This is a genomic window from Vibrio sp. J383 (genome assembly GCF_023503985.1).
GTDB lineage: Bacteria > Pseudomonadota > Gammaproteobacteria > Enterobacterales > Vibrionaceae > Vibrio > Vibrio splendidus.
Genome location: NZ_CP097293.1, coordinates 1,552,869 through 1,569,042, shown reverse-complemented (window position 1 = coordinate 1,569,042; position 16,174 = coordinate 1,552,869). Strand labels below are relative to the sequence as shown.

Sequence of the window (16,174 nt, the reverse complement as noted above, 5' to 3'; positions counted from 1 at the left end):
TTCCAGATACGGTTCCAATGGCTTACTTCTGTTCACTTTGTTGGTCTTTGCGATGAACGCTAAAGTTGAACTTGGTGAGCTTGTTCGGGGTAATTCGCAACACTTTTGGGTTTTCGCTCACCACTTCCATGGAGGTAGAGAGCGAATCAGTGTCCAACTTCACTAGGAAGTTCTTACCTTTCTTATTGAGTACCCATTGGTCGGGCACGTGGTAACGACCGTACTGGTCTGTGTAAATAACGATTCCCTCAACCGTCATCAACTTAACGCCCGGAATACCATCTTCGTAAATACCTTTGTTCTCGATAACGATTTCCCACAGGTAATCCTCGCCATCGCGATATAGGTTTCTGGTTACATTGAGGCTTTCCGCGCTCATTCCCTTTTTCTTGTCCGATTCATGCTTAAACTGAATCTGACCTTGTGCGTCGAACTCGATGCGAGAGCCCGCATCGGTCGTGACGTAGAAATCAAAGCTTTGCTGTGTACGAGTTTTAAATTGAATAACCACTTTGCTGGTTTCTGGCAGTGTTCGGTTCACTGAATGTCCCCAAAGGTCACCAAGCTCCAAACCTTGTTCAAGTGCAGTGGTTATCGCACCATCTTGAATAGCAACGTCTTGACCATCACGAATGATGTGCGTCGAATCAGCGATGTAGCCTTGTGTTGCTAAGTTCGCAGTTAGCTCAACATCAAACGCGGTTGCATCAGCTTGGAATCCATCTTTGTTATGATCTTCAAAAACTTTACCGATGATCGATGAGGTATCGAACACCTTGTCCGGCTCAATGGTCACTTTGGCGGTGTCTTCATTAGAAACAGCCGAGCCATCAACCTTCGCTACTGCGGTGTTGATGTAATCACCAAAGGTGGCACCTACCGAGACACGCAATAAGTAACGAATACGCAGCTTCTCGCCCGGATCAAAGTTCAACGATGTGAACATTAACTTGCCCGTATCTGATGGCTCTTGAGAGATAACCTGATCGTCTTCCGTACCAAACTCACCATCAATGCCGCTTAGCACAACTTCTGATGTATCCACGATGTATTTCAGGCCACCTGGGTAACGGTCTTCCACCGTCACGTTCTTAAAGTAAGATTCATTGTTGTTCTCAACGATGATCTCGTACTCAACCGCATCACCCACTTGCGCGGTATCTTGCAACGCAGACTTGGTCAGCTCCAACTCCCCAGAATTATCAGGAATCTTCTTGATATGAGTAGTTACACTGTCGCTGGTTTCGGTACCGTCAGATTCGGTCGCCGTAAAGGTATTGGTAATGTCGTCATCCAAGCCCTTACCTAGCGTACCCACGACCTCAAACGCGTAAGCATTTCGTTTGTTGGATTTCAGGTTAACTGTGGTGTCTAAGTCTTTATTCGACGGGAAAGAATGACGCTGAATAACCGCGCCCGAGTCGTCGACTTCCACACCTTCAATTGTCCAATCGATAAAGACTTTATTACCTGTGCTGTTTTGTAGTTCACTGATCTCATCGGTTAGACGAACATTAGCCGCGTTACCTTGACCGTTGTTGGTCACGGCTAAGTAATAAGTGACACTGTCGTCATCTTCGGTGTATTCAGGCTTATCAGAACGTTTTTCAACAACCAGATCAGCACCCACTGGCGGCAAATCCAAAGCAGATACTTGGTCTGCCACTGCCTGCATCGAGGTTTCAGACGCCAACATGCCCTTAGAACGAGCGCGCATCGCTGGACTACCAGTTAAGTCGAGGTAGTAACCAAGCACATCGATGTTAGTCAGCATGTCTTCATTGACCGTCAATGTGAACGTGTAATCAATCTTGCCGCCCGGCGCGATGTCGACCAAGGTGAACAGGTCTTTGTCGTTATCAAAGGTGCCCGGTTGAGTTTCAGCCCCTTCTGATGTTGCCGTTAGTGTCCATTTATCAAACGCATTACTAAAATCACCATCAATATGATCACCCATGGATTCAGAGAACTGAGTGTAAAGCGCGACATCTTTAGCTATACCACGACCAATATTTTGCACCACTAAGTGATACTCAACTTGTTCTCCCGGTACGTAATACGGGGCATCGGTAAACAACTCAGCTTGAACCACAGCCGCCACGGTGTGAACTGGAGGACTGATAACATCGCCGCCGTCTACTTGCGCGGTATTAATGATGTGTCCAGTTGCGGTGTCGACTACGGTGCCTTTTGAGCGGAACACAACTGTGCCGTGTGGGGCGATATCTACGTTGTATTCCGTCGGGCTAACTTGCTCGGTGGTGGTGCCTATTGTGGTTGAATCGACCACCAAAGAGGTGGAACCAGCCACAAAAGCAGGTCCCGTCGAACCGTCGTAGTATGCGACCTCAATCGACTCCATATCATCAACAACACTTAAGTCACTGATGTAGTTGTTCGAGGTGTTTTCAATGGTGATCAAGAACTCCAGCTCACCACCCGGCTCATACTCTGTTTGCACATTGGTTTTGGTCGCAACAAACTCAGAGTCTTTCGGTGTAATCGTAACGGTAGAGTCTTGTGGGGCACCGTTGTAAGTGATGGTGGCCGTATTGCTGATATCACCAATCGCTGTCGTGCGAATTAACGCCTTAACATGGAAAGTCACAGTGCTCTGTGGCGCAACATCCATACTCACATCGATGTCTTCACTCAAGTCGAACGTCTTGGGAGTGACAACAGAGCGATCATCCGAGGCGTCAAAACTCACTTCCCATAGTAGGAATGCCGACTCTTGTTTATCCGCGGTCGTGTCGACTTTAATGTCACTGATGATGTCTTGAAGTTGAACACCAGATGCAAACGCATCAGAGCTGTTGGTTACGGTGATGTCGTAGTTAATCAGCTTGGTTACTTCATACGATGGCGTATCAACCGTCTTCTTGACCGAAACCGTCGCCAACACTGGTGTACTGGTAGCACTGTCATCAAATGTTGTGCCGTCAAAGGTCGCTGATGTGATGTTAGTAATATCGCCTGTCGCCAACGGATTAGTCGTCACTTGAATAGTGAAAACAATGCTGTCTTGAGGCGCAATATCGAGCGTCTCATTAAGGTCTTCACCACGGGTTGCATCCGGTACTGGGGTTTCACCGGTTGTCGATACCGCAGATATTTGGATTGAAGCAGGGTCAAAAGCTTGCTCAGTCGCACCGCCTGCGATCGTGGTTTCAACCGACTTCAGCGCATCTTGAATAGCGACATCTTCTGCCCAACCTAAGCCGTTATTCTTAACGGTCACGGTGTACTGAAGCGCCTCTCCCGGAAGGTACTCTGCTTTATCGACGTCTTTAGTGATCTCAACTTGCGCGTCTTCTGGAATGTAGGTCGCGTCGGCTGAGTGCTCACCGTCGTCGCTATCAACTTTAACGACGTTAGTGATCTCGCCTTTGGCCTTATCATTAACAGTGTTGGTCACGACAAATGAATAACTGTCACCCGGGTGAATGCTGTAAGTCGCACTATAACCCTGTGCGTTACTAACCACATCTTTGCGAGCGTTCAGGGCAGGATCGCCACTGCCATCAAGCTGTTCGTCGCTAATGATCCAACTGCCTGTCAACGCTTGCTCTTGATCTGGGTTGTTAGCCACCTCTGTCATGATGGTGTCGATACGATCGGTTAGAATTTGATCGACAAGGTAACCTTCACCCGTGTTAGCCACAGTGATCTTGTAGGAGATTGGTTGACCCGGTTGGTATTTGGCATCAGGTTCTGCAATTGGCGTCGTTTCTTTGGTTAGAACCAATTGACCCGACTTCGGAGTGATAAAGCCTTCTCGCAAGCGAGCAATCTTCGAATCGTCCAAACCATGTCGCAGGTAAGCCGTATTGGTAAAGCGCCCAATCGCATCATCACGAACCTTACCTTGAACGTGAATACGGACAGCTGTGTACTTATCACCACCACCCGTACCGGCATCGTCACGCCCAGCCATCTTGATCGATTCAACAGGTAAATCGATGTCTGGACTGTTTTGACCAACGAGCTTATCTAACTCTGAAAAATCATTAGCGTCAGGGTCTGACGGCGCCGAGTTATAAAGCACATCGTAATCAACCGTCCATTCTGTCAGTGCCGTTTTCATTGAGCCATCGACAGTCTCGACTTCAAAGCCGCTGATGATGTCACGAATCGAAAACAGGCCAGAATCCACATCGTCGTTGGTGATGCCGATGTAGTAATTCACAGTACCGCCCGGCACGTACTCAGGCGTATCCGTCCATTTATCAATCAGGATATTCGAGCGGCCTGGATCAAGTACGATGTCGTTGGTGTTATCACCGTTCACTTGCGCCGTGTTGGTAATAGTGCCTGTCGCTGAAGTCGACACGGTGCCTTTCACGTCAAACACAATACGCTCACCAGGACGAAGATCGACAGTTGCATTCAATGGTACGCTACCGTTGTAGTTACCTTGCACGTCGTAAGTGCCAACAGGTTCAACCGCAATAGCCGTTGTCCAGCTAGAGAACGCATCATCGCCATCTTCGGTTTTGATGGTGTGAATCGCATCAATAACGCTCACATCATTTGCGATGCTATCGCCTGTGTTATCTAACGTAACTTGATACTCAACATCACCACGTGGTGCGTAAGTACAACCGCTGCCATCGTTTGAAGGAACAGAACACCCTGCCGATTCACCATCGGTATACACCAAGGTTTTGAAGTAATCGAGCTCGGCATCTTTAGGTGGTATCACTTGCGATGTTGCAGAGTCGCTTCCTGCGGTCACTTGGTTCGCATCAATCGTGCCCAAAGCGTCGTCACGAACGATACCTGTTAAGTTAAAGGTCAGCACTTCTCCCGCGGCAATATCGGTATCAATATCAAGGTTGCCGCTGGTGTTGTAGCTTGGTACATAAGTATCAGCGTTGGCATCAATACCATTGCTGACTTCATGGGTGATATCGTCAGAAACAAAAGCGGATTCCGTTTTACCGCCAATCACTTCGACTTGAATGTCTGTGATTGTGTCTTTGATCTGAATATCATTCGCCCAACCGTTTTCAGGGTTTGTGACTACAAATTCATACTCAACTTCGTCACCCGGAAGATAGGTATCACCATCACTGAACGGGTTACCGTTGATCGACACCACACGTTTTTCAACACTGGTATTATTTTCAAGTGGCATTAAATTCGCTGTTCGAGCACTACCGTCGTACGTCGCTTTATTTTGAATGTCACCCAATGCATCTTCACGAATTTGAGCATGAATAGTGAACGTTAGGCTTTCTTGAGGCGCGATAACAATGTCGTTATCAATATTGATGTTATTGCCCAGTACAAAGTCAATCGCGTCGGTAATAGAACCTGTCGCAGCCGTTTTATCTAGGCTCACTTCCCAGCCAGCCAAGAATGGTTGGCCGACAGGATCACCACCTGAAGTGGTGCTGTCTTCTGCAATACGAGTTTGAATTTCCGAAATCGCATCTTCTAGGCGAGAACCATATTCAATACCATCACCCGCATTCTTAATCTCAATGCGGTAATAAACCTCACTCTCGCCAAAAGCTTGAGAGTATTCAGTTTTTTGCGAAGAGAAGCCTGCATCATAAAAGGCTTTTTTAGAGAACGTGACTTCAGGGTCCGCCATCGTTGATGGTGGCGATACCGCGATCAACTCATTGCCATTGTCTTCATCGATGTAAGCTTTATTAGTAAAAGAACCTACCGCTTTCGGACTGATCTTGGCTTTTATGACATAGCGGACAAACGCTGACGATGCAGCTCGGCCAAAGTTGTCTGCCGAGACATCGAAGTGAGTATCAATCGGCTTATTGTCTTGGATTGAGTTATCAACATCTGGGTTGGAAATACCTGAGCTATCAGTGAATGTTTCAATCGTCCAGCTATCAAATGCAGGGCCACGCGTTCCATCAAAGTATTGAGTGTTAATTTGGTCGATGTCATCACGCAAGCTCATATCATCAACGTGGGCGCTCGCAATGTTCTCAATTAAAATTTCATACTCAACATAACCACCTGGCATGTAGTTAGTTGCGCCAACCAGTTCGTTTTCATCCGTGTCGTAATACGCCAGAATGTTCTTTTCAAAATCAACTTTTCGAGCTTCTTGACGAATATCATTAGATATCGTGTCGCCATCAACGGTTAGAACGTTAACAACATCACCATTGGCTTTGTCATTGATGGTCGCGACAACTTGGTACTCAAGCTTAGCGCCCATCGGAATATCGGCTTCAACATTTAGGTTACTGTTGGTTGATGTGTAAACATTGCCAGCACCTGCGCCCGCATCCACATACTCAGAATCGGTTCCAGTTGCTATCGATGTGATAGTCCAATCTGAATACGCTGGTCCTGTATTACCATCCACTAAGCTGACCGTAATATCTTCGAGGTTATCGACGATTGGAATATCGTGAGCGTTACCTTTGCCGTCATTCTCAATCACTAAGTGATAGGTCACGGTTTGAGCGGGCTCGTACACCGCTTCATCAGTCGTTTTATCAAAATCTAAATGGTAGTCATCGGGAATCACGACGGTATCTCGATAATGAATATCACCGACCGCATCCGGTCTTACGGTACCTGTTACTGTGTAAGTCACGTCTTCGCCAGCATCGATATCAATCGAGGTTACGATGTCAGTGTCGTTCGCAACATCACCGTCTTTGGTACCATCTGTTGTACCCGCGTTCGTAGGGTCGCTCTTAGCAACCGCCACCGTAAACTTGTTTGAACCTACCGAATCATCGAAAAATGGATTGCCTGAATTGCCATCTTGTAGCTCCACTGATATGCCATTAATCAGTTCGTTAACGTCAACGTTGTTTCGATAACCGTGTCCATCTTGAGAGTTGTACTTGATGGTATAGGTCAACTCATCGCCCGGGGAGTAACGGTTAATATTGGTTGTACGAACTACTCCGCCACTGTTGTGCACTTGATGGTTTTCAGCCACAGCACGTTTGGCATACTCACAATCGTCAGTACAACCGGCATTATCGTCATGAATCAGCACTGCTTCGTTGCGGATTATGCCGCCGTCTCTGTCAGCGACACCGTTAGACACCGCACTGTCTTTGACATGCGCCTTAATGCGCACCGTGACAAAGTCTTTGGCAGGAATTGAAACTGGGAACTCCACATCTTCAGTCGTTTGAGGACCGAAACCAGAGCCAGTATCCACAGACCAATAGTCAAACGGGTTTTGGTCAAGAACATCTTCTACTTCACCATCTTTATCATTCGCTAGCGTAGTGGTGATCTCACTCAGGCGATCCATGAAGATAAGATCGGTCTCATCAGTGTCGCTATTATTGCCAATAACGATGGTGTAGGTGAGATCTTCACCCGGCGTGTAACGGACTACATCGGTCGTTTTAGCTAGTGAGACATTGATGTCATAGGTACTGTGTGAGTTATCTATCTGAGCGGAAGAGCTGTGGTCACGGTCTGTAATAGGATCGTAAACATCAACACGGTTCGATACTTGTTCTTCTTCATAGTCAGACTTAACAATACCGCTCACCTCATAGTGAACCCACCCTCCGGGAGTGATATCAACGTCGGTATTGATGTCAGTGTCGTTAGCAATGTCACCGTAACGAGAACCCGGTTTATCGGTGTCGGTCGAACCTACAATTGTCCAGCTATCAAAGAAATTAAGTGCTGAAATGCTATCTTGTACCGTTGCGTCATTTGCGTAGCCGATGCCTCGGTTATAGATATAAATATCGAACGTAGCGCGCTCACCTACAACAAAGTCGGTGTTTCGAGCGGTCTTAGCAACCACAAGGTTCGGTTCGCTAGGATAGGTGCGTACCGTATCCGATAGGTTAGTTTCAGGCCCCGTCACTGTTGCAGTATTGGTGAATGATCCCCAAAGAATCTCACTGTCGACATTTCGATCGAGTGTCCCAACAATGGTATAGGTAATCGTTGCACCTGGCGGGATCTGAGCGGTGGCATCCAGATCATTGTTATCCGAAAAATCCCCTGGGTCAGTCACGGCTTTCACCCACGGGGAGTCTGCCTCTCTTTCTGCATTGATCGTCCACGAAGAGAACACGGGCTTGGTTTCACCCGGCTCATGAAGTAACTCCGCTTCTATGGTACTGATTTCATCTTTAACATTGATGTTAGAGGCGAAGCCATTCCCTGCTGGGTTGGTAATGCTGATCGTATAAGTGACAGTATTGGTGGTGTCGGTATACGCGCTTTGTTCGTTATGATCATCAACACGCTTATCCAATACTAAGTAGTAATCTCGTGGGTATGAGCCTCTGTCAGAATAAAGCACGCTGTCGACCGTCACTTCATTACGAATTTCATCATCGGCAATGGGGTTTACGACCGCTGCAATGCTATAAACGATCTTATCGTGTGGGGCCAACTTAGCCTTCTCGTCCAAGATAAGTTTATTGCTTTGATTACCTTCAATTTGACCAGTAAAGCCGGGATCACTGTTTGTCGAAATTGAGCCGTCAGAGGCATAGGATTTCGCAGTAATAACCCAGCTCAAATATGCTTTAGTCGGTGTATCGTTAATAGACTGAGTCATGACAGAGACTAAATCATCATAAACCGGTACATCAATCGCGTAGCCGTCACCGTTATTCTCTACCGTGATGTCGTAGTTCAGGGTACCGCCAGCTGAGTAGTAACGAGAATCCACTTCCTTTTGGACTTTTAATTTCGAGTTTGGCATTTGGACACCAGAGCCTGACTCGCCTAAGTTATCCCCTAAACACAAGCCCGCATCGGTACCATCATCAACAATCTGCCCCACACTGGTGTCTGCCACTTTTACGGTCAGCTTATAATGAACGAAACCCTCAGGTGCGAGGTCGACTTTCAAATTGATGTCGTTTGTTGTCCAAGTATTGTAATTAAATGAACCATAATTCGAGCCATCACCACTTCTATCGGCGACTTCAAGCTTCCACTCGGAAAATGCTGAAGCGTTGGAGCCATCCGCTTGTTCTGTCACGATACAAGCAAATTTATCGATGACTTCAATATCGTTGGCGAAAAACTCTGTGTCCTTGTTAGAAATAACAATGTCATAAACTACTTCGTTATCACCGGCTATCCCCGGGACATAAGTAGTATCGGTGGTGTTTTTATTACGTGTAATTTGACTTGATGACGTCGTCAGAACGCCTTTCGAATCAAGAATATTAGCCAAAGCATCGCCAGAATCTGCGAGGCCATCAGCATCAACCACTCGGGCTGCAACTTGGGGAATTTGACCAATAGACACAGGGCTAACGTCCACTACAACGGAATAAACAATCTGCTCACCGGGATAGATAGACACTTTGTCTTCTAGTGACTTGTTGGACTCCTTTCCAGATACATTGAGTTCAGAAAGGCTATGAGAACCAATCGAGGTCACTTCATTGGTCCAAAAATCGTAGGGGTTACCAACCGTGTCAGTTGCATTCTTTTCGTTGCTGACATCGTTGCCTAGATCGGTTTCAAGATCCGCAAGAAACTGCTGAACAGAATAATGGTACGCGATACCAGTACTTGCTTGGTTGGCAACCGTGACCGTATAGGAAAACTCATCATCGACTAGGTAGCTATCCGATTGGTTCAAGGTATGTGTCAGGGTGATACTAGGCTCAGTGGGTGGAGTGATAACGTCATCAACTGTGACCAAGTCATCGCGTGTTTCAGCAATTATGTCGTCATTAACAATGTCGCCGACTAAACTGTCGGCAACGGTCGCTTGAATTTCGTAAGTCACAGACCCGCCAATATCAATCGACGCACCACTTACTGATAAGTCCCCTGATTCGGCGAAGGTACCTGGTTCGCTCTTGCTACCTTCAACCTTGCTGACTGAGTTAACGTTGTCAGTAAAGGCTTGTTGCAAAGCCCCTTCAATATTGAGTGCCTTTATGTCTGAAAGGACATCTTGAACGTCGAGCGTCTGAATAAAGGTATCGCCAGTATTCGAAACCTTAATCTTATAGGTGAGTTTGTTATTGAGTTGATAGTTCGTCTTATCGACCGAAACAACAACATCATGTTGGTACACACCACGCTGAATGGATTCTGTATTTGATTCAACAGCATCCAACAGTCCAGTGCTCGCACTTGCGACGTTATCAATCGTACCGGCTGCGTCGGCAGAAACGGTGGCGACCATGGTATAGGTCACCGACCCACCAGCCGCAATACGCACACCTGATGCATCTAAGTTTCCGAAGCGACTGTAATCACCTGGAGATGACAGGAAGGAGTATTGCGCTTGAGTCGAAACTTGCGAGAACGCGTTAACATTATTTCCTTGATCATCTGTCGTTAAGATATTTAACAGCTCATCTTTAACGTCCAACTCAGCGATAGCTTTATCCGACTCATTCGTTAAAACAAGCGTATAAGCCACCTCTTGGTCGTTGTCGTAAGACACGCTGTCAACAGACAGATCCATAACAAGACCCGTTGTATCCGCATAGGAGGCAAATGGAAACAATAGAATGGATAAGAAAAAGGCAAGATTGTATCTGAACATTAACGCGCACTTCACAGTAGATTGACAAGTGTCTAGGCAAAAAGCCATAGATTTGACGTCACCAATTTGGCACTCAGCCAGTTAGGGACATGCGCAACATACAGTTCAAATAATCCGAACAATTAACATCCGTAAAAAACAAATTACTGAAGATGTTAAATAGAGAGTCTGATGTCTAAATTAGAATCAAGACATTGAGTTAATTATCAGAAGGTTAATGTTTTAATGAGTGAGTTTTCACAGTTGTTACGTAACTTCAGAAAGGAACTTCAATTTACACAAACAGAGTTTGCAACCTACTTAAATCAGCTGGACGATGAGTTTAATGCGGTTGACGTCGTAACGATAAATCGTTGGGAAAACAGTAAGGTAAAACCTAGTACATACAAAGCACTCAAGATCTTACAGTACCTTGGCGGAGATTTGTTTGAGACAATAAAGAGCTTTAAGTCCGAACAAAAAGACACACTAATCGAACTGTTTTTAAACGAATCCTATGGCTCATTTCAAAGTAGAATTTCAGCTCTATCAGGCCTGAATCAACAGCAAGGCGAACGCAACTTTAAGTCACTGCCTTTAATGTCAGAGCCATGTGACACTGGCGTTATCGACAGAATCAAACTACTTTCTAAATTCACAAAAGTCGATATATCGCCACTGGACCAAATTGATTTATATCTCTATTACTGTGAGAAAAAAGCACATGGTCACAAGCTCATCAATACAGATGGCGACATTGTGAGTCACAACATAGGCTTTTTCTTTGAAGACCATCAATTTGAGACATTAAAAACTCAAGAGCTAGATCTAAGAATGGCCTGCTCTTTAAATTCAAGCAAAAGCATAAATTATTTTAATATAAGCTCACACTCAGAGACAAAATATCATGTTATTGAGCATATAGTTTCAGATATACAGTTACTTTCTCAGAATGAAAATATAAAAAGATACTCTGTTTTAGTAAAAGACCCCAACATGATGAAACTCTTGAAGGGCGTGGGGTTTGAAGTATTTAAATTTTCAGAACCTTCTGCTAAAAAGTGTAATATCACATTCAAAAATAAACATTATAGCTACTGTATATTAACGATTGATAAAATAGACTATCTGACGAATCGGAACGTAATGTCACTAATCAAAGATGAATATTCTACCATGATGAAATTTCCGCAATTACTGCGCGAAGCGCGCAAGAAATTGAAGTTAACGCAAAAGGATTTTGCGGCATACATTAATCACTTAGATGATGAATTCAGCTCTGTAGATGTCGTAACGATAAATCGATGGGAAAATAGCAAAGTAAAGCCAAGTAATTACAAAGCCCTAAAGCTATTGGACTGCCTTGGTCTGGACTTGTATACAACGTTGAAATCCTTTGATTCAGAAGATAACGAAGACCGTGCACTACTTGAAGACTTCCTTCGTGAGAGGTTCTTTTCGTTTCAAAGCCGAATATCGTCTATCACTAAAGGGGAAATAGAAGAGGGCTGCGACTGTCAGATCATGCCATTGATGACAGATCAGAATGACAAAGCAATAATAGATAGAATAAAGCTGATTTCACAATATACAAAGGTAGACCCTTCAGCCCTTGATGCTATCGACCTGTTTCTCTATTGCAGTGAAAAAAAGGCGCATGGCAGAAAAATGGTCAATGTTAATGGCGATATTGTTAGTCATAGCCTAGGTTTTTTCTTCAACGAAGAGGTATTCGAGCAATACCAAAATAAGCATCTACATATTAAGCAAGCCTGCTCTTTAGATTCTAATCATAACTTAAATTACATTGTGGTTAGCGGTCACTCTGAGAAGCGTGAACAATCTATTGCGAACCTGATTTCCGATATGAAGCTTCTTGCAAGAAATACTAAGATTAAAAAGTATTCCATGATCATAAAGAACCCAAGTGCATTGGAACTTATGAAGAACATCGGATTTGAAATATGGAAGTTTTCAGAACCAACAGAACAAAAGTCGAACATCACCTTCAAAAACAAAAACTACCGCTATTGCGTACTGACTATCGACAAAATCGAATTACTGAGTAACAAGAATGTTATCGCATTTATTAATAAATATGGTTAACGACTCAGGTTTACTGGATATAAACAGCCACCAAACAATAGGTGGCTTTTTAATTCTCCGAGAGGCTACCCAATAGTAATCGGGTGAATAAGTCAATTAGCCAGATAACTACCAGCGGTATTCACACAGACAGACACCTAAGGCAATTGCGTCTGTATCTCAGATAACACCTCATCTAACCCTTCACCTAGGGCTTCAACAAGTGCTTCATAACCTGCTTCTTTCAAGGGTACTTTTGATTCGAAGTCGGCACGCGCGAGCTCTGAGCCTTGCTCGCTCAATACCCAAGTTCCTTTCACTTCTGCGTTTCCGGTATAAGAACCATTGAACTGCTCAAAGGTTATCGTCAACTCTCTTTCAGGCTCTCCCGATGTATCAGAAGTATTGACTCGCTCTTCAAGCAACCCTTCAAGGTTTTCCGCCCAAACGTGTTTACGCGCAGACACCAATTCATTTTCAGACTTGCGATAAGCTATTCCTATCGTGTCGAGGTAATCCGGCAAATCAACACTAGTTTTGACCTTAAAGATGGGCTTATCCAATGTACTTTCAGGCAAGAGGTAGGCGTTAGTACCATCAGTAGGCGCTGCGCACCCCAAGAGCCCAACTGACACAACCAGTGATATAAATTGCTTTCTCATTATTCCACTCCCTTAACTGGAATCGGGTCTTCTTCTACTTCGCTACCAAACACTAACGCATTGGGTTTGTCGTTCAGTACTTTAATCAGTGGGCGAAGCTCTTTTAACACATGTTCTAACTCTTCAGATGCACTGATCAATTGCTTGTAAGCGTCGGAGTCATCATCGTAACTTTCTAATGTCGCCTCAAGTTGCTTCATGGTGTCACTCAGATCTTGTGGTAACGCTTTTGCGCCCTCACTACCCATCAGTTGATCGACACTCTTCAAGGTAGTATCTAATGATGCAAGCGATCCGTTTAAATTGGCGATAGTCGCGTCTAACGGTAGCTCGTTAATCTTGGTTAGGAAATCGGTGATCTGATTTTGAATTTCGGTTAGACCACCCGCGACAACTGGGAACACAGGGTAACCATCAAATTCTCTGGGTTCGTAAGTCTCCTCATCTTCATAAAAATTAATGTCGACAAACAGCGCTCCTGTAAGCAAGTTACCCGTTTTCAAGGTCGCTCTTAACCCTTCGCCCATTTGCAGCCTGACGCGTTCAGCAAAGGCTTCGGCATTCACGGCTCTAAAGACTTCAGAAACTCGTTCTATTTCCAGCTTGATTAAGATAGGAATACGGTTCGAGACCTTGCCATCTTTATCCATGCGAATTTGTAACGGCACCGTATCCACAGTGCCAATCCTGACACCACGATACTCCACTGGAGCCCCTTTCCTTAAACCTCGAACCGATTCTTCAAATAGCAACACATACTCGATCGATGTCGTGTACTTACCTTGTAAAACCGCGTCGTAATTGTCGTACAGAGTGTACTCTTGAAGGTTCTCTTTTATCTGCAATCCAGGCTTAATACTCTCGGCTACATCAAAGCTCACACCACCAGTCAGGATGCTTTCTATTGATGCAAAGTTAACGTCTAAACCATTCGCACCAAACTTCACATCGATTCCAGAAGATAGCCAAAACTGCGTTTTTTCGAAAATCAGGCCATCATAAGGTGCAAAGATAAACAGTTGGTATTTTCCCTCTTTCTTTTCATAGTCAAAGCTTGTTTTCTCAACCCGACCCACCACGAAGCCATGATGCAAGACAGGTTCTCCTACACGCAGTTGATTGGCCTTATTATGTGAAACCACCACACGAATTCCTTTGGTATCTGGTCCCGCGACGGGTGGTGTGTCTAATACATCGAACTTCAATTGAGACTCACTCGATTTACCCGGCTTCAACTCAATGTACGACCCCGACAAAATGGTCTCAAGCCCACTAATGCCATCGGTGCCGACATGGGGCTCAACCACCCAAAACTGGGTTTCTTTATTGATCATGCGTGAGGCTTTCTTGTCTATCTGAGCTTTGGCTATGATGTATTCGTAATTTTCACTCAGCGCGACATCCGTAATAGTGCCCACATGTACATTTCTAGACTTAATTGCTGTCTTTCCAGCTTCGATACCTGAAGCATCAGGCAAGATCAAAGTGATCTCTGGTCCGCGATTGTTGAAGTACTGAAACAACATCCAACAGCCGACCAGAACCGCGATAATGGGCACAATCCAGACCGGAGACAATTCATTTTTTTTTGATACTTTCGCATCTGACGCGCTTTGTTTTTCCATATACCCCACACCTCTACCGAGAGATTATTTCCATATAATTCGAGAATCAAAAATCATTGCCGACAACATAGTGAAAATGACGACGGCAGCAAAAGACAAAGCAGCAGGCCCAGGATAAATCGCCATCAATCCGTCTAATTGAACCAAGGCAACCAGAATGGCAACCACAAAAATATCTATCATTGACCACCGACCAATAAACTCAGTAACACGGTATATTTTGAGAAATCGAGTCGCTTCATGAACAGGTAAACCCTGAACCCTTTTTGCATTCCAATACAAGTATGCGAGCGCAATCATTTTTGCCATCGGTATAAACACACTGGCAAGCAAGATGATCAAAGCGACTGGGTATGACCCCATATTCCACAGAATGATGACACCTTCGATGATGGTTGAACCTTCACTCGTCCCGAATGCAGACGTATACATCATTGGGTATAGGTTTGCCGGGATGTAAAAAATAATGGATGTGAGTAATAGAGCCCACGCTATCTGAAGGTTTTTAGTTGGATTAAATCGGTGTAGGTGAACATGACAACGAGAGCATTGACTAAGTTGTTCATCGTACAAGTGAACCTGCCCACAAACATGACAAACCAAATGGTCGTGCTTTTGAAAAAGGCTACCCGTTACCGATTCATGCAACGGCTTAGGTGGGATCAATCGGTCCCAGATCCAATCAAAATCAACCAACGAAATGGTTTTGACCACCAGCATAGCGTAGATACCAAATGCCCAAAACGATATGCCCATAGAGACATCGGCTAGTGCTGCTATTTTAATCAAACTAACCAACACACCAATCAAAAATACATCCACCATGAGCCACGGTTTAACCCAGCTCAAGGTCTTTAAAATGAAGATCGCTAAACGGCTTAGGTTCGGCGAGTGAGTGCGCCTTTTTTCAGTCAACGAATAGAACCAGATCGCGCTAATTAGAAAATAAGCAGGCAAGAAAATAACGGCAAGAAATAAGAGTGCGGCAATCAGTGAATTATCTAACCTATTCATCATATCTACGGCTTGATAAAGGGTTATTTGTTGACTGATACCTTGGACGCTAAATGACATGTAGGGAAAAGTAAGACTCATCACGAGTGTGATCAAACTGGCCACTGCGTAGGCCATCACTCCTTGCCCCTTACTCGCGCCGATGCTGCACAAAGTATGATGACAACGAGGGCACGACGCCTCACTGCCCGAAGGTAATTCCCGGAACTGACTGACTAACCCACATTCGATGCATGACTTGGTACAAAGATCAGACAATAACGGCACCTCTTAGCGATTGATAAGCAACTAGACACTAAGACTAACTATAA

The 16,174-nt window shown here is 44.9% G+C and carries 5 protein-coding genes; 1 reads left to right on the top strand and 4 read right to left on the bottom strand.

Annotated features, from left to right (window positions below; genetic code table 11):
• Positions 1-22 precede the first annotated feature (22 nt).
• On the bottom strand, positions 23-10,417 hold the full coding sequence (locus tag M4S28_RS07085; protein ID WP_249632708.1) for a DUF11 domain-containing protein: 10,395 nt from the start codon (positions 10,415-10,417) through the stop codon (positions 23-25).
• 306 nt (positions 10,418-10,723) lie between these two features.
• On the opposite strand from M4S28_RS07085, the gene M4S28_RS07080 reads away from it, so the two are divergent.
• Entirely contained in the window at positions 10,724-12,583 is a 1,860-nt protein-coding gene (locus tag M4S28_RS07080) for a helix-turn-helix domain-containing protein (protein ID WP_102495844.1), read from the top strand.
• A gap of 137 nt (positions 12,584-12,720) precedes the next feature.
• Here M4S28_RS07080 and M4S28_RS07075 read toward each other — a convergent pair whose 3' ends face one another.
• From M4S28_RS07075 to M4S28_RS07065, 3 genes are read right to left on the bottom strand one after another with little or no spacing between them, the layout of a single operon-like run.
• A complete protein-coding gene (locus M4S28_RS07075) occupies positions 12,721-13,224 on the bottom strand; it encodes a PqiC family protein (protein WP_054541021.1) in 504 nt (167 codons plus the stop codon).
• A complete protein-coding gene (gene pqiB / locus M4S28_RS07070; protein WP_249632568.1) occupies positions 13,224-14,849 on the bottom strand; it encodes an intermembrane transport protein PqiB in 1,626 nt (541 codons plus the stop codon). Before pqiB ends, M4S28_RS07075 begins: the two co-directional genes overlap by 1 nt.
• A gap of 24 nt (positions 14,850-14,873) precedes the next feature.
• A complete protein-coding gene (locus M4S28_RS07065; protein ID WP_133149480.1) occupies positions 14,874-16,121 on the bottom strand; it encodes a paraquat-inducible protein A in 1,248 nt (415 codons plus the stop codon).
• Between the last annotated feature and the right edge of the window lie 53 nt (positions 16,122-16,174).